The sequence below is a fragment of the Williamsia sp. R60 genome (assembly GCF_054063855.1).
Map to the genome: position 1 here is coordinate 595,378 of NZ_JBSSGR010000003.1, position 22,392 is coordinate 617,769.

Below are 22,392 nucleotides of genomic sequence, written 5' to 3' on the forward strand. Positions count from 1 at the left end.
ATCACCGCACCGAGGTAGAGATCAGTATCGATCTCGATGTCCGAGGGAAGGACCGCCCGATGAGTACACAGACGAACGATGCCGTGGCCGAGGTGTGGGATGACTGGAAAGAGGCAGTCAACATGACGGCGAGCGAACTCGAGTCCTTCCTCGGCACTCCCGAGTCGAAAGACGTAGGAGACAAGAGCTCGGGCGGGGAATCGACCGGCCACAAGTCAGGCCGACGGATCGTGGAAATCCTGCGTGCCACCAAGAGCGACCTGACCGAGGACGATGCGGCACACATGCGCAAGGTCGTCGGCTACGTCCATCGACATCTGGCTCAGCGACCCTCCGGCGACGTTTCCGACACCGCCTGGCGCTACTCGCTGATGAATTGGGGCCACGACCCCACAAAATGAAGTCGGTTGTCGCACACTTGATCCATGGCCTATGACACGCACCTGGCGGACCGCGTCCGAGAACTCGTGGGTCCCGAGGCGGGCGTCTCGGAAAAGCGGATGTTCGGTGGTCTGGCGTTCCTGATCGACGGTCACATGGCCGTGGCGGTCAGCGGGCAGGGCGGGCTGATGGTCCGGATCGACCCGGCCGAATCCGAGACCCTGCTCGGCCGCGCCCATGTGTCGCCGATGGTGATGCGTGGGAAGGAGCTTGCCGGATGGATCCGGGTGGCCACGGACGGGGTCAAGACCAGAAAGCAACTCCAGACGTGGGTGGACCGCGGCGTCGCGCGAGCGCGGCTGGCGTAGCCGGCGGTCAGGGCGCCTGGCGCCACCATGCGATGACGTACAGCGACATCGCGGTCACCAGCCCGGCGACCACCCAGAGAACAACCGAGTAGTCCACCCAGGAACCGAACGGTGGCGACCCGGGGAAGATGTTTCGCAGAGGGAGCACCGCGAAGAGCATCACCGCGAACCATGTGACCATCGGCGGCTGAAAAGCCTTGCGCCGTCGTACGGTCTGGATCGACACGAACAGGGCACACACGGGAAGGACGATCAGTACCGCACAGAGCGCGAGATCGAAGACCAGCGATCCGGCCGTCCGATCCGCGTAGATCGTGAACGCTTGTCCCCCACTGGCATCCCGATCATCGGATGTCACGTCCCAACCTGTCAGTGAGTCGGTCACCACCACATCCGTGGGCAACGGGAACGAGACGGTGCCGGCCTCCGGCGACGAAGCCTGGCTGAAGGCGCGCACAACCACGTTGTCGGACCGGTATTCGTCGAATGGCCACTCGCGGATGTCACCGTTCGCGTAGAGCTTGACCGGCAGCGGTCCCACCCTGGTCCCGCTGTTGAACACGAGCCGTCCGTCGGCGGCGATCGGTGAGACGTCCACCACCAGTTCGTTCTTCAGATATCCGTTGTCGCCCACCAGGTTTTTGCCCGGATACACCGACACATTCGCCGCCATGGAGAAATCACTCCCGTTGACGGCATCGATGTCGAGGTAGACCAGCACACTGTTGTCGGCGGCCACCCGGCCATCCTCTCCGGAGTCGCCGTCACCGGACGCATAACCGAGGAGAACCGCAACATAGACCACCACGAGGCCCAGCACGATCAGGAGACCACGCCACCACGTACCTCGTTTGGCCGTCTCCCGACCGTCCGCCGATACGTTGTCCACCTTTGACGCCACCCGTGGCCTCCCGCGCTCGATACACCGCTTCACGATGCCGACGGATCGACCTCGGCTCGAAGTGAGTGTATCGGCCGAGGCGGGTCAACCTGCGGCTTCGCTCAGGATCGCTCCGTGCGACAACGGCGGTCCCTGCTGCAGCCGGCCGAAGTCGAGCTTGACCAATTGATCCGCGACGTCGAAGTAGCGGTCGTCGTGGGTGATCACCACAACCGTCTTCCCGGCCCTCTTGAGGTCGGCGAGGATGTTGCGGTAGAACACCTCTCGGAACTGCGGTTCCTGATCAGCGGCCCATTCGTCGAACACGTATATCGGCCGGTCCTCGAGCAGTGCGGTCACCAACGTGAGCCGTTTACGTTGTCCCTGCGACAACGCGAGCGTGGACAACCGGCCCTCGTGGACCGACACCTTGTGAGAGATCTGCATCTGTTCGAGGTAACGCCGCACTTCGTCGTCGATGCCGGGCCGCCGGAACCCGAGGTAGTCCTCGAAGAGGTGGAAGTCGGTGAAGACCGCCGATGCATTCTGCCGGAACCACTCGACGTTCCCGTGGGTGATCAGCTCACCGTTGAGCGTGAGCCTGCCGGAGTGCGGGGCATAGAGTCCCGTGATCAGTTTCGCCAGCGTCGATTTCCCACTGCCGTTGCCGCCCACGATGAAGGTGACCTGGCCGGGGTCGAGCGTCAGATCGATGGGTCCGAGATGGAAGCCCGCCGCCGGGGGGCCGGCCGGGTGGGGTGCGCCGGGCGGTGGCGGCGGACCGGCCATCTGTTCCCCGCGATAGGTGTAGCCGATGCCCGACAATTCAAGCCGGGCATGCCTGGCCAGCGGCCGATCGGTGAACGGAAGACTCGACTCGTCATGCATCGACGACATCGACAGGTCCATCTCTTGGATCTTCTTCAGGGCCACATCGCCGCGCAACAGGTCGGGGATCAGATGCATGATGTTCTGCATCGGCATGGCGAGGAACGTGGTGATGAGGACGTACCCGACCATCACCTCGCGCGGCAATTCGAGGATGACCGCCAATCCGAACAGGATGAACGCCATGGTGCCGAGTTGGCACAACTGCCCGAAGCCCTGGGCCACGGAGAACTTGGTGCCGGCCTCGACGTTCTTGGCTCGCAACGCTTCCGCGGTGCCCAGGAGGTGACGGTCCATGAAGTCACGTCGACGGCCCCGGTGCAGTTTCAGCTCCTTGATACCGAGCGTCACCGATTGGAATGATCTGAGCAGGTCGTCCTCGTTCTCGCGGGCATTTCGATAGATCTTGCGAACACGCTTGAGCACGGTTTCCACGCAGGCGATGGCGGCAAGGGTGGAGCCGACGGTGATGGCGAAGATGACTCCCGACACCACCGACAGGTACACCAGACAACCCACGATGGTGGCGGCGTCGATGCAGATGCTCGGGATCGCCGACACTGCCTGCGACAGCGCACGTACGTCCTCGGTGAGTGTTGCCATCAACCTGTGCATGCCGAGACGTTCGAGATGCTCAAGCGGCGCCGACACCACCCCGGTGCTGAGCTTGGCCCGCAAACGGTAGATCGCGTTCTGCGCCAGATGGATCAGCAGGATCTGGGACAGCAGACCGGTGACCAGGACGACGGCGGCGGTGAGCAAGAACAGCTCGACGGTATGACCGGGCTGCTTGTCCGGCGAGATGATGCTGTTGATCTGGGTGACCAGGTACGCGTTGGCTGCACCGCCGATCAGGCCGGCCACCACGGCAATCGCGATGCCCTTCCACGACACCGACACGAGAAAGCGGATGAGTTGCATGGTGATTGCCTGCTACTTCCGGACGATGTCGAAGAGAAGGCCTTCGAGCGTGACCCCGGGGGCAAATGAGAATGCGATGCCCGTGCTGACCTTGTTGTCGTCGGAGGTCCGCTTGGCCATCTGCTCGAGAACGAAGATGAGCGAGACGCTGAGCATGTTTCCGTAGCGCGCCAGGATGTCCCAGCTCGCTTCGGCACACGCCGGGTCGAGGCCGAGGGAGTGCGCCGATTCATCGATGATCTTCGGTCCGCCAGGGTGGATTGCCCACAGGTTGACGTCGGACTTACTGAGTCCGTGGGACCGGAGAACCGCGCTGATCACCGGATCGACACCCCGATAGATGTAACCCGGGAGATCCTCGGCCAGCTCGCAGGTGATCCCGTTGTGGTTGACGCCCAATACGATTCCGTCCTCGGCGCCGTCCAGCAGGTGGCTGAACGTGTCGCGGATGACGATGTTCCCGGCCGGGATCGGGTGGCGGACCTCGCTGGCACCGACGACCACCGCGCCGCAGCCATCGCCGAACAGACTGTGGGTGATGACCTCGTTGATGTCGTCTGCGAACACGGCGTTGACCGACGAGATCTCCAGGCAGATGACCAGGGCCTTCTTGTCAGGATTGGCGCGCACGAAGTCCGTCGCCATCCGGATACCGTTCATCGCTGCAGCGCAGCCCATGAAGTTGACCACCACACGACTGGTCGTGCGGGGCAGGCCCAGTTCCTCGATCACGGCCACATCTACTCCGGGAGCGATGAATCCGGTGCTCGTGACGAATACCAGGAGACCTACCTGGACCTCACCGGGAACGGCACCGAGCGCACGACGCGCGACGTCGACTGCCAACGGAGCGGCGTGCTCGAGGTACAGGTTCATGCGCTCGCGGATGGTGGCCCGTTTCTGACTGAAGGCCCTGAACTCGGGATCGGTCGGGTTGATGGCCAAGTGCCGCTCGTTGATCCGCGTCTTGTCGTACACCCGCCGGATGCGCTCGCGCTGCTTGGGATCGTCGAACAGTGCGGCCACCTCGTCGGCGGCTTCGCGCTGGGTGAAGACCTGGTCGGGTGCGCCGGTGGCGATTCCTTCGATGACCGCAACCGTGGTCGGCGGAGCGGGCGGAAGTATCGGCCGGGCCACCGGGCGGCGGCCCACATAGGTGGAGTGTGGCCCGGTGAGAGAGTGCTCTGGGATGACGGTCATGGGAGTTCCTTTCAGGTTCAATGCTGTTGAGAGACAATATGTTCGGACTCAGACCGTGCCGAGGCCGGTGAATCCCTTGATGGTGTAGTCGGCGCAGGTCTTGAGCGCCGCAGGTGAGAAGTGTTCGCGGAAGAACCCCCAGCCGTGTTCTTGGGCCGGCCGCGACCGCGATCCCAGGTAGACACGGCACTGTTTGGGCAATCGATCGGTGACGAAGCTCTTCGCGGGCAGCCACTCGACCCCGAACGCCGCCGACTCCTCGCGCACCACGTCCTCGGTGGCGATGTTGGCGAAACCGCTGCGCTGGAACGGGAGTACGTGGTGAACGCGGTGCGAGCTCAGACCGGCAGACAAGAAGCAGTCGATGTAACGGTTGCCGACGATCTTCAGGTCGTAGGCCTTCTCGAGCTGATCCACCGCCCAGTCGTCGGTGTCGATGTCGGGATGTTCGTGAGCGTCGGTGTCGAAGTCATGGCTGGCAACGATGAGGAATGTACTGAACCAGAGGGTTGCGACGAACTGCAGAGCCCAGGCCCACACATCACCCATCGCGATGAAGACCACCAGTTCGGAGATCAACAGAGCCCTCACACCGAAAGCACCGATGAAGTGGGGCAGGCCGCCCTTCCACGACCCGTACATGTCGGCGATGCCGACCTGCCGGGTGAGTTTGCAGATCTCCAGCAACCGAACCACCATGCCCGTCGCGGTATGGCCGAACTTGTGGACGGTGTGGATGGGCACCCGGAACCACCTGGGCAGATCCATCATGAAGGTGAAGACGTTCTTCTTGATGTCCACTTCGCTCTGCGTGTGCGGATGATGTAACAGTGCATGGCCATCCGCGGTGACAAACGACAGCGCGACGTAGTTGACGTCGAAGGCGCTGACAAACGCCTTCGTCAGCCCTTTCTGGGGACGATGGATCGCATAGTGTCCGTAGCCGGCGATACCGCAGCGCAGCACCACCATGGCAATGACAAAGGCAGGCAACGGCATCCAGCTGGTGTCGAACAGCCGGAGTCCCTGTACCGCGAAGTACGCGACCACGAGGCCGATCACCACAATGTTGAAGACCGTGTCCATCCGCTTCAAACGGGCGGCCAGCTGGGGTTCCTTGAGCCTGGCCTTGATCCTGTGGAGGAGATCGTTCTTGTCGTCGAAGCGAAAGTGCGGGGTGTCGCGCCAGCTGTCGAAGTTCTCCTTGAAGAGGAAGTCGGGGGCATTGGCCTTCGGATGGATGTCCTCGACGACGGCATCACGATCCAGCGCGTACTTCTGGAGCATCCGCTCGATCTTTTCCGGATCACGGTGGTACGAACCGATGATGGAGGTGATGTCGCGGTTCTTGGTACGTCCGATGAAGAACTCGCCACCGGGATGTTTGGAGATCCAGTCGGTCAGGTCGTAGGCGCGCCCTCGATAGACCCAGACGTTCGCGAGCCGGGGCCCGCCGTCGGGACCGGGCATCCTGCCGAGATCATGATCCTCCGCCGGCTGGTCGAGGTCGGTGGCCTCATCCCCGACATGGGTGTCAGTCATGCGCTGTCCTTCGTGTGTCACACCGTCCGTTTGGGGACGGCCTCTGCCTCAGTTGGGGATAGGAGGCAGGGCCATGCCGGAATGTTCCCGAGCCGCGCACAGACGTGAATTCAAATGACCGACTTCCGGGGTCGTCGGCAGTCCACTAGCGTCCGTCACCATGCCGAACCAACCCAGCCCAGCGCGAACCGTCCGTTCGCGAACCACCCTTGTCGCGGCGGCTGCCGCCCTGTCGCTTTCCGCCGTGTTGCTCACCGCGTGCGGTGGTGGGTCAAACTCCGATCCCACCACCACACAGTCGATTCCGCCCGTTCTGGAGAGTTCACGGGAGGCCCCGCCGTCGGTGGCGGCGTCCGATCCCACCGCGGTCGTCGAGCAGAGTTCTCAGACGACACGAATGATGAACTCGGTACACATTGTGCTGGATGTCAGCGATTCGATCGACAGTCTGCCGATCCAGAATCTGACCGGCGACGTGACCAACCGCCCCGCTGTTGCAGCGCATGGTGACGGCGAGTTCCGGATCAACAACAACCTGTCGCAGTCGGAGTTCATCGTCTCCGAGGGCAACCTCTACACCAACGGTGACGGCGGCACCGAGTACACGAACATGGGACCGGCGAACCGTATCTACGACCCCGCGGTGATCCTCGACAAAGACCTCGGGTTGGCGAATGTGATTGCCAAGGTGCAGGATCCGACCTCTGCCGGCACCGAGGAGATCAACGGTGTCAAGGCCATCAAGGTGGAGGGCACCATTGCCAGTGCCGAGCTCAAACCGATCCTCCCCGAAATCGACAAGACACAACCCACCCTGCCGATCACCCTGTGGGTAGCCGCCGAGGCGCCGTACAACCTCGTCCAGGCGACCATCACCGTCGACGACGGAAAAGTGGACATCATCACCTCTGATTGGCAGAAGCCGTTCACCATCGCCAGCCCACAGCAGTGACGAGTGGTGAGATGACCGCGCCCACAAGGACCGAACTACAGGTGTGGGTCGACGGTGTGCCCCGGTCGGTACGACCGGCCCCGCAGCTGGCCATCGGCCGGGTACCCGAATGCGACATCACCGTCGACCACCCGCTCATCTCGCGGCGCCACGCGATGGTGAGCTGGCAGGGCGGCTGGGTGGTGACCGACGAAGGCAGCACCAACGGCCTCTATCTCGACGGCCGGCGTGTGCAATCGGTGCCGGTGGGCCGGGGTCAGCAGATTCGCCTCGGTGACCCCCACAACGGCCCGCTCCTCCAGATCCGGGTGGTCGAGAGCATCACACCGACGAATATGCCTCACCTGCAGGCCATTGCGCAGAACCAGTCGCCGCCACCGCAGCGCGAGGCCCTGGACATCGCCCGTGGTTCCACGGTCCGGATCGGGCGCACACCCGACAACGACATCGTGGTCAGCGACGTGCTCGCCTCGCGTCGTCACGCCCAGATGATCAGCGGACCGCAGGGGCTGCTGATCGAAGATCTACGCAGTGTCAACGGCACCTACGTCAACGGTCGCCGAGTGATGCGGCACCAGCTGACCGACGGCGACGTGGTGACCATCGGCAACAGCGACTTCGTGGTCACGGACGGCAAACTCGTCCGGGGACAGGACCAGTCGGTGGTCGCCGGCGGTGTCCACGTCAGCTCGGTCAGCCTCACGGTCGACCGGAAGCAACTCGTCAGCGACATCGAGTTCAGCGCTGCGCCGGGCACTCTCACCGCGATCATCGGGCCGTCGGGCGCCGGGAAGTCGACCGTCTCCCGAATCGTGTCCGGTGCCGGGCATCCCACCGCCGGCCAGGTCACCTTCGAAGGTCGCAGCGTCCACGAGGAGTACGAGGCCCTGCGAACGCGCATCGGCATGGTCCCGCAGGACGACGTGCTGCACGGACGGCTCACCCTGCGCCAGGCCCTGCGCTACGCCGCGCAGTTGCGACTGCCGCCCGACACGTCCCGTGCCGACCGCGACGCCGTGATCGACGGCGTGCTCGCCGAGCTGCAACTGACCGAGCACACCGGCACCCGCATCGACAAACTGTCAGGGGGACAACGTAAACGGGCATCGGTGGCGATGGAACTGCTGACGGGCCCGGCGCTTCTCATCCTCGACGAACCGACCTCCGGCCTCGACCCGGCGCTCGACCGCCAGGTGATGCAGACCCTGCGCCGACTCGCCGACGCAGGCCGGGTTGTCATCGTGGTCACCCACTCCGTGGCGCATCTGTCGATCTGCGACCAGGTGCTGCTGTTGGCCCCCGGCGGTAAGACAGCATTCTGTGGTCCGCCGGAGTCGGTGAATGCCGCGATGGGGACCGGTGATTGGGCCGAGATCTTCGCGTACGTCGCGGCGCGACCCGATGAGGCGGCGACCCGCTACCGGTCGACCGCGCTGCGCCGCCGACCGCCGCAACCACCACCGCCATCGTCGCCGCGGCCTCGACCGCGTCAGACCAGCGCGTTGCGCCAGGTCAGTACGATCGCACGACGTCAGATACGCCTGATCTTCGCCGACAGAGGCTATCTGATGTTCCTGATCTTGCTTCCCGTTGTCTTGGGGGCACTCACCCTGGTGATCCCGGGGTCGGCCGGTTTCGGTCTGAACGCCCCCGGCACCACCGAGACACTGCAGATCCTGGTGGTCCTGTCGATCGGCGCGACATTCATGGGCTCGGCGCTCACGGTGCGCGACCTCGTCGGCGAGCGGTCCATTTTCGAGCGAGAACGTGCCGTCGGCCTACGGCCAGGTGCCTACCTCACCGCCAAGGTGGTCGTGTTCGCCCTCGCAGCCATCGCACAGACGGTGATCATGCTGGTGATCACCTATGCCGGCCGGGGCACACCGGGTAAGGGCGTATACCTGCCCGGTGCAATCGAACTCGGCATCGACCTCGCACTGCTCACCTGCATCGGTGCGCTCATCGGCCTGGCGATCTCGGCGACGGTCCGCACCCCGGAACAGACGATGCCACCGCTTGTGGTGGTGGTGATGGTGCAGTTGGTCTTCTGCGGCGGGCTCTTCGCCCTCCACGATCGAATGGGCCTCGAGCAACTTGCCTGGCTTGTCCCCGCCCGGTGGGGTTACGCCGCCGCGGCGTCCACCGTGGAGGTCCAATGGACCACCCCTGGTGCCGCCACCGAGGACGAACCGATGTGGAAACACGATATGGCAACTCTCGGCCCGAGTTACGGCGTGCTCGGGGTCATCGCGCTGCTGCTCTTGGTCTTCATCTACAGCCGTCTGCGACTCAAGCGATCGGCATGAAGCCTCAACGCGTCGCTCCGGGATGCGGTCGCGATAAGGTGCAGAAAGCCGTGGCCCAGTGGCGGGTCCGCGAATCGCAGACGATTGGTGGGGGTTGTTCATGGGAGTTGTCCGACACAGTTCCGAGGTGAAGGCGACGCGAGAACGAGCCTTTGCCTATGTCAACGACCACCGGCATGTCCCGGACTGGATGTTCGGTGTCAAGAAGTTCGAACCGGTGTCGGAGACCATCTATGGGCTCGGAGCCACGTTCGACGTGGTGATGAACGTCGGCCCGAAGGCTCTCAAGGCCACCCTCGAGGTCACGGAGTTCGTCGAGAACGAGCTGGTCCGCCTTGAATCGGTCAAAGGCTTCTCCGCCGCCACGGTGTGGCGCTTCGAGGACACCGCGACCGGCACCGACGTCAACGTCGAGATGTCGTACGACCTCCCGGGAGGTATCGCCGGTCGCGCACTGGGCGCGGTGATCGAGCCTGTCGTGGGACAGGCTGTGCGCCACACCGATTCGGCGCTGAGGGCACAGCTGGACAAGCCCGCCTGACAAAGGCGGGCTTGTCGCCGTGGTCCACTTCAGCTCAAGGGATGATGTTGACCATTCGGCCGGGCACCACGATCACCTTGCGCGGTTCGCCGTCGATCAACGGCGCGATCTTCTCGTCCGCCAATGCCGTTGCCCGCAGAGTGGCCTCGTCTGCGTCGGCGGCCACCGTCATCCGGCTGCGGACCTTGCCCTTGACCTGGATCGGGATCTCGATGGTGTCTTCGACCAGCCACTGCGGATCCGGCGTCGGGAACGGCCCGTGCGCCAGCGATCCCTTGCCGCCCAGCCTGCCCCACAGCTCTTCGGCGATGTGCGGCGCGACCGGTGCGAGCATCAACACCAACGGTGATACCGCTTCTCGCGGAGCCCCTTTCGGATACTGCTTGGTGAGGTGATTGGTGAGCTCGATCAGCTTGGCCACCGCGGTGTTGTCGCGCAGGTTCGCGTAGTCCTCCCGAACGCCCTCGATGGTCTTGTTGAGCAGACGATTGGTGTCGTCAGCCAGCGGTTCTTCGGTGACCCGCATGTCGCCGGTCGCCTCGTCGACCACCAGGCGCCAGGCCCTCTGGAGGAATCGTTGGGCGCCCACCACGTCTTTGGTCGCCCAGGCGCGGGAGGTGTCGAGCGGACCCATCGACATCTCGTAAACACGCAGGGTGTCGGCGCCGTACTCGCGGCAGATGTCATCGGGCGCAACGGAATTCTTGAGCGACTTGCCCATTTTTCCGTACTCGCGGTTGACTTCCTGACCCTGGTAGAAGAACTTGCCACCTTCTTCGGTGACCTCTTCGGCCGGGACGTAGATGCCCCGCGAATCGGTGAACGCGTACGCCTGGATCATTCCCTGGTTGTAGAGACGGCGGTACGGTTCTGCCGAGGTGACGTGTCCGAGGTCGAACAGCACCTTGTGCCAGAAGCGCGAGTACAGCAGGTGCAGCACGGCGTGCTCCACGCCGCCGACGTAGAGGTCGAGGCCACCGGGGTCCTGCGGTCCGTGCAACTCCGGACGCGGGCCCATCCAATAGGCCTCGTTCTCCTTGGCGCACAACTCTTCCGAGTTCTCGGGGTCGATGTAGCGCAACTGATACCAGGAGCTGCCCGCCCACTGCGGCATCACGTTGGTGTCGCGGGTGTAGTGCTTGAGACCATCCCCGAGGTCGAGTTCGACATGCACCCAATCGGTGGCCTTGGCCAGCGGCGGCGACGGCTCACTGTCAGCGTCGTCGGGGTCGAAAGAGACAGGCGCATAATCGATCACGTCGGGCAGCTCGACCGGCAGCATCGAATCCGGGATCGAATGCGGTGCGCCGTTCTCGTCGTAGACGATGGGGAAGGGCTCGCCCCAGTAGCGCTGCCGGGCGAACAGCCAGTCGCGCAGTTTGTACTGGATCGTCCCGCTGCCGGCACCCTCGGACTCGAGCCGCTCGATGATCGCCGCCTTGGCGTCCTCCACCGTCATCCCGTCGAGGAATCCGGAGTTCACCAGCGTTCCGTCACCCGTGTACGCCTGCTCGGCGACACCTTGTTCCGAACCGATCACCTCGATGATCTCCAGACCGAACGACGTCGCGAACTCGTGGTCGCGGGGGTCGTGTGCCGGCACCGCCATGATGGCGCCGGTACCGTAACCGATGAGCACATAGTCGGCGATGAAGATCGGGATCTGTTGTCCGTTGACCGGATTCGTCGCGTAGCTGCCGGTGAAGACACCGGTCTTCTCTTTGTTCTCTTGGCGCTCCAGGTCGGATTTGGCCGCGATGGTCTCCCGGTACTTCGCGATCGCGGCCGCGGGAGTCGGCGCACCGAAGGTCCAGAGCGAGTTGACGTCGGCCCGCCAGGCAGCGGTGGTGAGCTCGTCGACCAGCTTGTGTTCGGGCGCGAGCACCATGTACGTGGCACCGAACAGCGTGTCGGGCCGGGTGGTGAACACCTCGATCTGGTGATCGGTGCCGGGCACACCGAACGACACCTGGGCACCGCGCGAACGGCCGATCCAGTTGCGCTGCATGGTCTTGACCTTCTCGGGCCAGTCCAGCAGGTCGAGGTCGTCGAGGAGGCGATCGCTGTAGGCAGTGATGCGCATCATCCACTGGCGCAGGCGTTTACGGAAGACCGGGAAATTGCCGCGGTCGCTGCGGCCGTCCGCGGTGACCTCTTCGTTGGCCAGCACAGTTCCCAGCCCGGGGCACCAGTTGACGAGTGAATCGCTCTGGTAGACCAGCCGGTACTCGTCGATCACGTCGTTGCGGGCGGCCTGATCCAGTTCCGACCAGGTCCGGCCGTCCGCCAGGGTGCGGGCGCCCGATTCCAGCTCGGCGATCAGTTCAGGGATACGCCGCGCCTTACCCTGCTCTGCGTCGTACCAGGCGTCGTAGATCTGCAAGAAGATCCACTGCGTCCAGTGATAGAACTCGACGTCGGTGGTGGCCACCCGTCGCCGCTCGTCGTGACCGAGGCCCAGCCTGCGGATCTGCTCGAGGTATCGCTCGATGTTGGCCTCGGTGGTGGTGCGCGGATGCGTGCCGGTCTGCACGGCGTACTGCTCTGCGGGCAACCCGAAGGAGTCGAAGCCCATCGTGTGCAGGACGTTGTAGCCGTTCATCCGGTGGTAGCGCGCGTACACATCGGTGGCGATGAAGCCCAGCGGGTGCCCGACGTGCAGCCCCGAGCCCGACGGGTACGGGAACATGTCCTGGACGAACAGCTTGGCGTCCGGTCCGTTGAACGACGAGAGGTCACCGGCCAGTTCACCGGTCGGATTGGGGGCCTCGAAGGTACGACCTTCTGTCCAATTCCGCTGCCAGCGCTCCTCGATCTGCCCGGCCAGGTCCGCGGTATAGCGGTGCTGCAGGGTGTCGTCAGGGCCAGGAGTCGTCGAACCAGTCACTTGACCAGCGTAAAGCGTTGCTCGCAGCCGCCGTACGCAGGCCTTCCGACGGGCGATTTGCACAGCAATCGTATGGTGGTGGGGTGACCATCGCCGCCTTCATCCTCGCCGCTATCACGCTGGTGCTGGCGCTGATCTTCCTCACGGTGGGTGCCCTGGGCACCACTCGCAAGCTGCCTCGCAACCGGTGGTTCGGTGTCAGGTCGGCAGAGACCATGCGCAATGACGACGCGTTTGTCGTCGCCAACCGCGTGGCCGGCCCGGGGTTGATCTGCGCCGGAGCCATCCTCGCGATGGGTGCCATCCTCGCCTTCGCGCTCGGCGGCGGAGCCGGTGTCGTCCTCGCGCTCGCCGCGATCGTCGTCGGTGTGGTCATCGCCGGCGTCATCGGGTCATTCGGCATCCGCGCAGCGACCACTGTCGAAGAGCCCGCATCGGACTGTGGCCAGAGCGGTGGCTGCGCCAGCTGCTCACTGCAGAAGGTGTGCACCAACTAGCCAAACGGCCACAGTCAACGGCGACGCCGCCCAGGTCAGGGTGCCGGTATCGACACCGGGATGCTGAGGAAGCTCGGGGCATTCGGATCGAGCTGGATGTGTTCCGGTTTGAGCTCCGACTCGTTCAGCAGCGGCCGAAGCGGCAGCCCCTTCGGGAAGTTCATCGCGAACACGTCCACCCGCAGCCGGTGGCCCGGTTTGATCAACGCGTCCGTCGCGAGCAGACCGACGTCGAGCTGGACTGCCTTGCCCGGCTGCACCGGTTGCCGGGTTTCCAGCGTCAGCGTGTTGACCGGGTCCACCACGTCGCCGTTGGGTGCGTAACCCGTCTTCTCCGCGTCGAGGGCACGCAACGACGCCATCACCTGGCCCGACGTCAGGACGGTCGACGTACCGTCAGGCGCGACGTCGTTGAGCGTTGCCGTCCAATACCCATCGGTTGCGTCCATCACCGTGTTGAGGTGCAGGTTCACCGGCCCGCTGATGGTTGTCGGCACCTGCACCGGCGCACTGGTGAACGCCAGGGCCGTGGACTCCGAGATCCGCGCGTCGTCGGCACAGAACGGGAAGATCCCCACCAGGCCCGCGGTCTGCTGGGCCGCATCGCGGGAACACAGGGTGGCCAGGCCGGGGGCAACGGTCATCCGGCCCCGACTCGGTGAGGGCTCCGTCGACAGCGAGCCGTCGCGGACGGCGTGCGGCGCGGTACCGCTCGAGCGGTCGGACAGGTACATCCGCTGGTAGTTCATCCCGGGGCGCGGGAAGTCCGACGCCGTGGTCCAGCCGTTGCCCAACTGGTAGAGCGTGGCAGGCCCGTAGTTCTCGATCCCGTTGTCGATGCCCTTGAGCCACCTGTCGAACCACGCCTTCTGCAGCACGTCGAGCCGGGGTGGGCTGCCGGGATCACCGAAGCCGGCGCCACCGGTGATGTGGTAGGTGGGGCCCATGATCAGCTGCTTCTTGCCGCCGGAGAGCGGGATCTTGTCGTACATCCGCCACTCGCTGTTGGTGAACAGGTCGAACCAGCCGCCGTAGAGCATCGTCGGCACCTCGATGTTCTCGGCGAGATCGCGCCAGCCCACGCGCTCGGCGGACGCGCTGTCGAGCAGGTTCATCGTGCGCGGCGGAATCGACTCGATGGTCGGCGACAAGAGCGCGTCTAACAGCTGCGGCGCGAACACCGCCGGATCGGTGAGCCTGTCCGACAACCACTTCCAGTCGAAGGTGCCGTTGAGCATCGACTGGACGTCGGGGACGAACTTCAAGCCGTTGACCAACGCGAGCCATGCCGGCAGGAAGCCGACGCCGAGGGCGCCGCCCGGCGCGACGATGTCGCGGATGAGGTCGCCGCCCGGCTCCACCGGGAAGATCGCCTTGAGCGGCTCGGGGTTCTTGTTGGCAGCCTGGATCTGGTTGATCCCCGAATAGGAGACACCGCTCATCCCGACGTTGCCGTCCGACCAGCCCTGCGTTGCCGCCCAGTTGATCACCTCGACGGTGTCCTTCTGCTCGCGCTCACGGAAGACGTCCCAGACACCCTGGGAGAAACCGGTTCCGCGCACATCGACCACCACCTGGGTGTAACCGCTACGGACCAGTTTCTGGTCGACGGAGAAGGTGCGGGCAAAGCCACCGCGGATCGCGCCCGCGAAGTCGTTGATGCCATCGATCGGTGTACCCGACAGATTGATCATCCCCGCGAGCTGGTCGGCCAGCGGACCGAGCACCGGGTTCGACAACGCCGCATCGGCCACCGCCGACACCAGCTTGGTGTACGGGGTCATGTTCACGATCACGGGCGTCTTGGTGGCGACGGGATTATGGGCGGCATCCGCCGGACGGTAGACGTTGGCCTTGAGAACCGTGCCGTCGCTCATCGTGATCGGCACGTCCCACTGGACGTTGACGTCCGGGTACCGCAGGCCCTGATCGTGTCCGGCAGTCCACTGCTGCCCGTTCGCTCCCGCGGTCGGATCTGCTTGCGCCGCAACCGGATTGATCAACCCGGCCATCAGTGCCACCGTCGTGACACCGGCCATCACAGCGACTTTGCCGAAACCGTTCCTACGAACCCACCCTGACATCGGACCCCTCCAACTCCCCACACCCGGCGACGCCTGTCTCTCACCGTCACCGATTTCGAATCGAACCGTAACAGTTCGGTGACCCGGCCAGGACGGGTTGTCAGTTTCGTTCGAGTTCGATCGGGTGAGTGGACAACAGCGGCAGCGGCCACGGCTGACGGCGCAGCACCTGTGCCCAGAGATCGACGTCCGCGGGTACCAGGACATCGTCGGCCAGCGACGGCGCCACGATCCAGCTTCCCTGGCGGAGTTCGTCACCCAGTTGCCCGATCCCCCAGCCCGCGTAGCCCGCGAAGATCCGGACGCCGGTCAGCACCGACCCGAGATCATCGGCGTCGGCATCGAGGTCCACCAGCACCACGCGGCCTTCGACGGGGCGAAGGGCGGGAAGGTGGTCGATGGGCATACCCGGCTTGACGACACCGAGACACAGAGCGGAGTCCTGCTTGACCGGCCCGCCCACGAAGATCGCCTTCGGCCGGGCGGCCGTGTCGGTCCATGCCGGCAGAAGATTGTGCACCGCAGTCTGACTCATCCGGTTCAAGACCACCCCGAGCGTGCCCGCGTCATTGTGTTCGATGACGTAGATCACCGTTCGGCGAAACGTGGGCTCGGCGAGATCGGCTGAGGCCATCAGCAGACTGCCGGCAGACACCTGGGCGGTACTCGGTGACACGCGTTCATCATCGCACGCCACCGGCGAGGTGTTTGTACGCTGGACATGGTGAACGTCGAACCCACCACGGCGGCAACCGTGCCGCCCTCCCCCATCGGTGACCACCGGTTACCTCTGCGGGACTTCATCAGGTCTTTTCGTTGTTCACCGGGCCTTTCTCGGCTGCTCGCGGTCCGTCTGGGCAGCCAGTTCACCGACGGGCTCTTCCAGGCCGCCCTGGGCGGCGCGATCCTGTTCAATCCCGAACGGCACGCCGACCCGATGGCCGTCGCCGCCGGAATGGCCGTACTACTTCTCCCCTACTCGGTGATCGGCCCGTTCGCCGGCGCCCTCCTCGACCATTGGGATCGGCGCACCGTGCTCGTGTGGGCCAATGTCCTGCGCGCGGTGCTGGTGAGCCTTGTGGCGATCGTGATCGCCACCGGAACCGGCGACACCGGCGTCCTCATCGCCGCCCTGGCGGTGACCGGCGCGAGTCGTTTCGTGGCGTCCGGACTCTCGGCGGGATTGCCACACGTTGCCGCGCGCGAGCACCTCGTCGGAATGAACTCCTTCTTCACGACCATCGGTGCGGGCGCTCTGGCCGCCGGAGCCGGCGGAGCTCTCGTCCTGCGTGAGATCTTCGGTTCCGACAACACCGGGAGTGCCGCGACCACGATGGGTGCAGTGGTGGTGGCTCTGATCGCCGCCTTCATCGCCCACCGCTTCGAACCACTTCAGCTCGGACCCGACCACCCCGACGTCGTCGGCGGATCGCGGGCACGAAGTCCCGGCGGTTCGGCACTGCGTGCGGTCGCGGTGGGTCTGGGCCATGGAGCCCGGGCCGTCTGGAAGGTGCCATCGGTGGCCGCGGCCCTCTCGGCGGTCGGCGCCCACCGGCTGGTCTTCGGGGTCAACACCTTGGTGCTGCTGGTGCTGACCAAACATTCGTCGCTCGGTGGCGGGCTCACCGGCTTCGGCCTGGTGGCCGGGATGATCGCGGTCGGGATGTTCCTGGCGGCGGTGATCACACCGTTCCTCGTCGCCCGCATCGGCAGGACACGGGCGGTGGTGTCGGCGCTGGCGGTCGGAGCCCTTGCCCAGATCGCGCTGTGCACGTTCAACGGGATCGTCATCTGCGTTGCTGCCGTGGTGCTCGGACTGATCGGCCAGGTGTGCAAGCTGTGCGCCGACGCCGCGATGCAGATGGACGTCGACGACGCCCGTCGCGGGCAGGCATTTTCGTTCCAGGACGCGCTCTTCAATTTCGCATTTGTCGGTGCGGTGTTCGTGGCGGCCTTGACGATTGCGGACAACGGCAAGTCGCCCGATCTGATCATCGCGGGTTCCGTGGTCTACGTGGTGGCGATCTTTGTCGTACGTGTGGTCAACAATCGGTCATCACCGGAGAAGATCACCATCTGACCAGGAGGCGGCGTGCAGTACGGAATCGTGTTCCCGAAGGGCGCCGGCATGGAGTTCGCCGAATTGGCGGTCGCGGCGGAAGCGGCCGGTTGGGACGCCGTCTTCGGCTGGGAGGCACTGTGGGGCAACGACCCCTGGATCTCGCTGACGGCCGCGGCAATGCGCACCGAGCGCATCCGCCTGGGCACGATGCTCACCCCACTGCCCCGCCGCAAACCGTGGGATCTGGCTTCGACGACCACCACCCTCGACCGGCTGAGCAACGGCCGTGTGATCCTCGGCGTCGGCATGGGCGCCCTGCATCCCGGGTGGCTGGCCTTCGAGCGCGACCAGGGCCGTAAAACCCGCGCCGAGCTGTTCGATGAGGGACTCGACGTGCTCTTCGGTCTCTGGGCTGGGCAGCCGTTCGCCTACGACGGCAAGCACTATCAGGTGCAGCCGACGGGCTTCGAGCTGCCACTGCCGCCGGTCCAGCAGCCGCGGATCACCACCTGGTGTGTCGGACTACAAGGTGCCCGCAAGTCCATGGCTCGAGCGGCTCGGTGCGACGGGCTCCTACCGAACTTCCCTCGTGACCCCGGAATCGAAGGCGTGGTACCGGTTTCGGTGGAGCACTGGGCGAGGGTGGCCAGGGAGATCCGCGAATTGCGGGCCGAACTTGGTTTCACGGGAAACTACGACATCGTCTACGAAGGCACTGCCGACCTGTCCGACCCGGCCGCCGAACGCGAACAGGCTGGGGAGCTTGCCGCTGCGGGCATCACCTGGTGGCTCGACTCCGATTGGGAATCCGCGTCTGCCGACCCCATCGCCTATCAACTCGAACGGATCGAGGCCGGCCCGCCCAGGCCCTGACGCTCAGTCGCGGAACGGGGTCGAATAGACGTAGCGGCTCGTGGGCACGGTGTCGATGTTCTGGTCGGCACCGAACGCGCCGGTGCTCGCGAGCATCCGGCCCATCCTGTCCGCCAGATCTTTGTCGTCAGCGGCGCCGAAGAAAGCGTGCACATCGTGAACCGCCTCGATCGGGAACAGTTCCTCGACGATGGCAGTGAGCGGTGGCGACGTAGCCGTGAGCGGCCTGACCACCGCGTTTTGCACGTAGCCGAACGTCGACTGCGTCTCGATCGCCACGCTGGTGTGGTCGAGATGCCACCGTCGCAGCCACGTCTGTTCATCGATGTGTTCTGGTCTGCGCAGAAACGCCATGTTCGCCAGCCCGGGTGTTCTGGTGCCCGATTCGACAACAGGCGGCGGCAGTGGAATCGATTCGGTGACGAGATAGGCGGCGATGTTTTCGTAGTCGGGGTTTCGATAATCGCTTTCGAGAGTGTTGATCAATTCCGAGACACCGGGACCGTAGTTTTGGTGGGTCCACACGCTGATGACGGCCACAATCGGAGGTTCCAGCGTGGTCAGAGTCATGATCGAGTCGGTCACAGGCGAATCCCGGACATTGATGGTGACCCCCGAAAAGTCCGCTTTCGCAGTCAATTCCACGACACGTTTTCGCAGTTCAGAGCACCATTCGTCGTCGGGAACGGGGGCGCGAACGGACATCATGACTTTTTCCATGCTCGACCTCGACTGCAGACTGTGGCGACAAAGTGGTATTGGACCTGGCATTATTACCGCATGCGCAATCGTGATGAGGTGTCGGAGTTCGCTATCGAGCTCAATAAGCTCTGTGCCATTCGGTGGCCGGGTGGGTCTCGTACCGCGAACGCCGAGATCGCTGATTGGGTCACGGCAGAAACCGGCCGCAACATCGACCGGCAGTTCGTGTGGCGGATCCGCAAGGGTCGCGTGATGAAGGTCGACGGCGCCGTTCGCGACGCCATCTGCTCCTTCTTCGGGGTCTCCAAAGACCACTTTTCGAACAACCCCCGCACTCTAGGCGAAGAGGTGCAGGCGGCGATCGAAGAAACGGGACTACAGGTGGCCGGGCTTCGCGCCGACCAGCTGTCGTCGACCGGGCGAGCCGAACTGGCGACGTTGCTCCGCGAGGTGAGCCGGGTACTGGAAGCAGAGAAGAGCGTCGGACAATGATGACCCGACAGAAGATGTTCCGCCTGGCCGCCGCGATCACCCCCGAAGGTGATTGGTCCTGGGAGGACTTCGAACACCGCCTCACCCGCCAACTCGATTGCGCGGTTCGCTGCATCACCTCGGACAGCCTGACCTCAGGCGAACTGACGGGGGCGGCGTTGCGTACCGCAAACGGCACCGCGATCATCGTCATCCCGGGCAACGTCTCCACTGCCCATCGCATCCACATCGCCGCGCATGAGGCCTGGCACCTGCTGGCAGGCCACGACGGTTGCGATCAGAACTCACGCCGGGAGGCCAAGGCCGAGGCCTTTGCGACCACAGTGGGCACGCTCGCCGAAGGCCGAGGCAATGAGCCCCGGACCAATCGCGCCCTGACCGCTGCATTCGGAGCTGTTGGCATCGTGGCATGAACACCCTTCTCGGGGCCCTGGCTTGGACAGGGGTGGCCCTGGGAATCCTGATCGCCCTCCGAGGCGGTTGGTATCGCCGTGCCACGACAATCGTCTTCGGTGTGTGCATCACGTTTTACTGCCTCACCGGAGAGAACTACCTAGCGCTCGTACCCGAAGACGGGGTACGACATCTGATGACCACTGCCGAACGCATGTGGGGCGCAACATCAGCTGTGCTTGCCGGTTGTGCGCTGGTCGGTGCATTGATCGCGATCCGGAGGAACAGCCTGGATCCCGACGGCGACGAGTGGACCGATCCCGAACTGCACCAACGGGTGATGATCCTGGTGCTCGGTGCCGCGGCGTCCGTCGCGGTGATCAACATGACCCTCGTGCACGCGGACTTCCCGCCGTCGGCCAACTTCCTCACCGAATACGGTGACCACTTCAACGTTGTTCTGTACGAGGCGGTCTTCGCCATCTGGATCGGTCTTCCGGCAGGCTTTCTCGGCTGGACCGTGGTGCGCTCCGAGCTCGGCCCGCTGCGCTATCTCGTCGGCCTGGGCGGTCTCTTCGGTGTGGGCTGGGCGGCGTGGAAGTTCGTCGGAACCGCGCTCATCTATATCGCGGACATCCCCATAGCCGAGACAAGCCCTGTCAGCGTCACACTGGGACTGCTGGCGCTCGGTTTCTGCGTTGCCGGGTCGCTGCTTCTCAGTCTCGAGGCCGCGTTCCAGGTGTGGCGTGCCGGCCGCACCTACCGCACCGCGCGAGCGCTCGAAGACCGGCGACTGCGCCGGCACAATCCCGCCGCCTGAAACGACTCGGGCACAACCTCACAGCTTGAACTTGTAGACCTTGCCGCTGTCGTCGCGCGGGAGATGGTCGAGCACCTCGATGATCCGTGGCAGCTTGTATGACGCCAAGCGCTCACTGAGCGCATCGAGCAGCTGGGTCGGCTGGACGTCGTAGCCGGGCCTGGCCACCACATACAGGGCCACCTGCTCCCCCAGGTCACCCTCGTGTGGTCGGCCGACCGCGGCAGCGTCTTCGACGTACGCCAGTTCCATCGCGGCGGCCTCGATCTCGGCGGGATAGATGTTGACCCCGCCGGAGATGATCACCTCGGTGCTGCGGCCCGTCAAGAACAGGTATCCGTCGTCGTCGACGTAGCCGACATCGCCCACATCCAGAGGGAACCGGGCCGGCGTGGGGCTGCGCAGGTAGGTGAAGGCCGGCCAGTCCGGCGCCGGCTGGATCTGTACACGCCCCGCCGTTCCGGCCGGCACCGGCCGGCCCTTGTCGTCGACGATCCTCACCGAAGAACCGTCGACCGGACGGCCGACCGATCCTGGCCGCTCCGACCACTCCTGCGCGTCGATCCAGGTGATGATTCCGCCTTCGGTGCAGCCGAAGAACTCTTGGACCGCGTCCCCGAACCACGCGATGGAAGCACGCTTGATGGCCGGTGGGCACGGCGCCGCCGAATGGACGAGGTGCGTCAGGGACGACACGTCATAGGCGGCCCGAACCTCGGGTGGCAGCGACAGCAACCGGGAGAGCATCGTGGGGACGACCTTGGCTTGCTCGATACGCCTGGTGTGGATCAACTCGAGGAAATCTTCGGCATCCCATCTCGGCATGAGTGTGACGTTCGAGCCGATCCGCAGGCCGAGGAGAGCAAAGGCATTGGGACCCGCGTGATACAGCGGTCCGGCGACGAGCAGCTGGCCGCCTTGACGGACTCCCATGCGTTCGGCCGTGGCGCTGGCCACGGTGAGCATCTGATCCACGCTCATGCGTTCGCGCACAACCCCTTTGGGTCTGCCCGTGGTACCCGAGGTGTAGATCAGGCCGAGAGAGGACGCCATGGCGTCATCCCGGTTCTCGAGCCCGTCGGACCGACTCGCGATGAGCGCTTCGTGCGAATTGCGGCGGTTCACGCCGTCGCCGGTGACCTCGACGATCTGAACATTCGAGCGGGCCGCCGCGACGGCCTGGCGGGCGGTGCGCATGTGCATGGTGTCGCAGAAGAGGATCCGCAGTTCGCAGTCGTCGAGCAGGTAGGTGATCTCCGGTGCGGTCCAGTGCCAGTTGATGGGTACCGGATTGCCTCCCGCAGAGGCGATGGCGATGGAGATCTCGAGGAAGTCGACGCTGTTGAAGGCGAGGAGTCCGACCCTCTCACCGAACTCGATGCCGCAGTCGACCAGCGCTGATGCCAGCCGACCCGCCCGGTCGAAGCACTCTTGATGCGTGCGCACGGTGGACCCGCAGAGCACCAGAGGCTGTGCGTGTTCCTGGGCCGCCCCGAAGTCTTGCACTGCATCTGCCCTCATGGTTGACTGAGCCTTACTTCCATTTCTGATCGTAACGGTCATTCAAGTGGAGCGAGGGGTGGCTCTCAGGGTGGCTGCTGAC

General features: G+C 64.7%; 20 protein-coding genes. 11 read left to right on the forward strand and 9 right to left on the reverse strand.

Going from position 1 to position 22,392, the window contains the following annotated elements; translation table 11 throughout:
* Window positions 1-59: 59 nt before the first annotated feature.
* Together ACVWY6_RS16195 and ACVWY6_RS16200 are read left to right on the forward strand one after the other, a co-directional pair.
* The gene (locus tag ACVWY6_RS16195; RefSeq protein WP_400722354.1) at window positions 60-401 is read left to right on the forward strand and encodes a DUF3140 domain-containing protein; all 342 of its coding nucleotides are present in this window, start codon (window positions 60-62) and stop codon (window positions 399-401) included.
* Between the two features lie 24 nt (window positions 402-425).
* The gene (locus ACVWY6_RS16200) at window positions 426-749 is read left to right on the forward strand and encodes a TfoX/Sxy family protein (protein WP_457539402.1); all 324 of its coding nucleotides are present in this window, start codon (window positions 426-428) and stop codon (window positions 747-749) included.
* Window positions 750-756: 7 nt separating this feature from the next.
* On the opposite strand, the gene ACVWY6_RS16205 is transcribed toward ACVWY6_RS16200, so the two are convergent.
* The 4 genes from ACVWY6_RS16205 to ACVWY6_RS16220 form a co-directional block, all read right to left on the reverse strand.
* Window positions 757-1,638 (reverse strand): DUF4436 family protein, encoded by an 882-nt coding sequence (locus tag ACVWY6_RS16205; protein WP_457539404.1) that lies wholly within the window; start codon window positions 1,636-1,638, stop codon window positions 757-759.
* A gap of 96 nt (window positions 1,639-1,734) precedes the next feature.
* On the reverse strand, window positions 1,735-3,438 hold the full coding sequence (locus ACVWY6_RS16210) for a cyclic peptide export ABC transporter (protein WP_457539406.1): 1,704 nt from the start codon (window positions 3,436-3,438) through the stop codon (window positions 1,735-1,737).
* A 12-nt stretch (window positions 3,439-3,450) separates the two neighbouring features.
* The gene (locus ACVWY6_RS16215; RefSeq protein WP_023958362.1) at window positions 3,451-4,638 is read right to left on the reverse strand and encodes a type III polyketide synthase; all 1,188 of its coding nucleotides are present in this window, start codon (window positions 4,636-4,638) and stop codon (window positions 3,451-3,453) included.
* A gap of 48 nt (window positions 4,639-4,686) precedes the next feature.
* Window positions 4,687-6,180 (reverse strand): cytochrome b5 domain-containing protein, encoded by a 1,494-nt coding sequence (locus tag ACVWY6_RS16220; RefSeq protein WP_023958361.1) that lies wholly within the window; start codon window positions 6,178-6,180, stop codon window positions 4,687-4,689.
* A 160-nt stretch (window positions 6,181-6,340) separates the two neighbouring features.
* Here ACVWY6_RS16220 and ACVWY6_RS16225 point away from each other — a divergent pair, with 160 nt between their 5' ends.
* The 3 genes from ACVWY6_RS16225 (at window position 6,341) to ACVWY6_RS16235 (ending at window position 9,979) form a co-directional block, all read left to right on the forward strand.
* Complete coding sequence (locus ACVWY6_RS16225) at window positions 6,341-7,132, forward strand: LppX_LprAFG lipoprotein (RefSeq protein WP_457539408.1); 792 nt, start codon at window positions 6,341-6,343, stop codon at window positions 7,130-7,132.
* Window positions 7,133-7,143: 11 nt separating this feature from the next.
* On the forward strand, window positions 7,144-9,438 hold the full coding sequence (locus ACVWY6_RS16230) for an FHA domain-containing protein (protein ID WP_457539410.1): 2,295 nt from the start codon (window positions 7,144-7,146) through the stop codon (window positions 9,436-9,438).
* A 100-nt stretch (window positions 9,439-9,538) separates the two neighbouring features.
* Complete coding sequence (locus tag ACVWY6_RS16235) at window positions 9,539-9,979, forward strand: SRPBCC family protein (protein ID WP_457539411.1); 441 nt, start codon at window positions 9,539-9,541, stop codon at window positions 9,977-9,979.
* A gap of 34 nt (window positions 9,980-10,013) precedes the next feature.
* Here the strand turns inward: ACVWY6_RS16235 and leuS are convergent, their stop codons facing one another.
* Window positions 10,014-12,866: a leucine--tRNA ligase gene (gene leuS, locus ACVWY6_RS16240; protein ID WP_457539413.1), complete on the reverse strand. Its 2,853-nt coding sequence runs from the start codon at window positions 12,864-12,866 to the stop codon at window positions 10,014-10,016.
* Between the two features lie 83 nt (window positions 12,867-12,949).
* Between leuS and ACVWY6_RS16245 the strand changes: the two genes are divergently transcribed.
* Entirely contained in the window at window positions 12,950-13,363 is a 414-nt protein-coding gene (locus ACVWY6_RS16245; protein ID WP_457539415.1) for an SdpI family protein, read from the forward strand.
* Between the two features lie 35 nt (window positions 13,364-13,398).
* Here ACVWY6_RS16245 and ACVWY6_RS16250 read toward each other — a convergent pair whose 3' ends face one another.
* Both ACVWY6_RS16250 and ACVWY6_RS16255 read right to left on the reverse strand, forming a co-directional pair.
* Complete coding sequence (locus ACVWY6_RS16250; RefSeq protein WP_457539417.1) at window positions 13,399-15,402, reverse strand: CocE/NonD family hydrolase; 2,004 nt, start codon at window positions 15,400-15,402, stop codon at window positions 13,399-13,401.
* A 145-nt stretch (window positions 15,403-15,547) separates the two neighbouring features.
* Window positions 15,548-16,144 carry a YqgE/AlgH family protein gene (locus ACVWY6_RS16255; protein ID WP_081729758.1) on the reverse strand — a complete coding sequence of 199 codons (597 nt, stop codon included), beginning with the start codon at window positions 16,142-16,144 and terminating at the stop codon, window positions 15,548-15,550.
* A gap of 24 nt (window positions 16,145-16,168) precedes the next feature.
* Here ACVWY6_RS16255 and ACVWY6_RS16260 point away from each other — a divergent pair, with 24 nt between their 5' ends.
* On the forward strand, window positions 16,169-17,527 hold the full coding sequence (locus ACVWY6_RS16260) for an MFS transporter (protein WP_084248091.1): 1,359 nt from the start codon (window positions 16,169-16,171) through the stop codon (window positions 17,525-17,527).
* A 12-nt stretch (window positions 17,528-17,539) separates the two neighbouring features.
* A complete protein-coding gene (locus ACVWY6_RS16265) occupies window positions 17,540-18,382 on the forward strand; it encodes an LLM class flavin-dependent oxidoreductase (RefSeq protein WP_457539419.1) in 843 nt (280 codons plus the stop codon).
* Between the two features lie 3 nt (window positions 18,383-18,385).
* Here the strand turns inward: ACVWY6_RS16265 and ACVWY6_RS16270 are convergent, their stop codons facing one another.
* A complete protein-coding gene (locus ACVWY6_RS16270) occupies window positions 18,386-19,102 on the reverse strand; it encodes an EthD domain-containing protein (RefSeq protein WP_457539421.1) in 717 nt (238 codons plus the stop codon).
* Window positions 19,103-19,162: 60 nt separating this feature from the next.
* Between ACVWY6_RS16270 and ACVWY6_RS16275 the strand changes: the two genes are divergently transcribed.
* The 3 genes from ACVWY6_RS16275 to ACVWY6_RS16285 are packed head-to-tail and all read left to right on the forward strand — an operon-like array spanning window position 19,163 to window position 20,789.
* A complete protein-coding gene (locus tag ACVWY6_RS16275; protein WP_023958350.1) occupies window positions 19,163-19,576 on the forward strand; it encodes a hypothetical protein in 414 nt (137 codons plus the stop codon).
* Window positions 19,573-19,989 (forward strand): hypothetical protein, encoded by a 417-nt coding sequence (locus tag ACVWY6_RS16280; RefSeq protein WP_030166927.1) that lies wholly within the window; start codon window positions 19,573-19,575, stop codon window positions 19,987-19,989. The genes ACVWY6_RS16275 and ACVWY6_RS16280 overlap by 4 nt, the downstream gene beginning before the upstream one ends.
* A complete protein-coding gene (locus tag ACVWY6_RS16285) occupies window positions 19,986-20,789 on the forward strand; it encodes a hypothetical protein (protein WP_062796123.1) in 804 nt (267 codons plus the stop codon). The genes ACVWY6_RS16280 and ACVWY6_RS16285 overlap by 4 nt, the downstream gene beginning before the upstream one ends.
* Before the next feature lie 18 nt (window positions 20,790-20,807).
* Here ACVWY6_RS16285 and ACVWY6_RS16290 read toward each other — a convergent pair whose 3' ends face one another.
* The gene (locus ACVWY6_RS16290; protein WP_457539424.1) at window positions 20,808-22,310 is read right to left on the reverse strand and encodes an AMP-binding protein; all 1,503 of its coding nucleotides are present in this window, start codon (window positions 22,308-22,310) and stop codon (window positions 20,808-20,810) included.
* Between the last annotated feature and the right edge of the window lie 82 nt (window positions 22,311-22,392).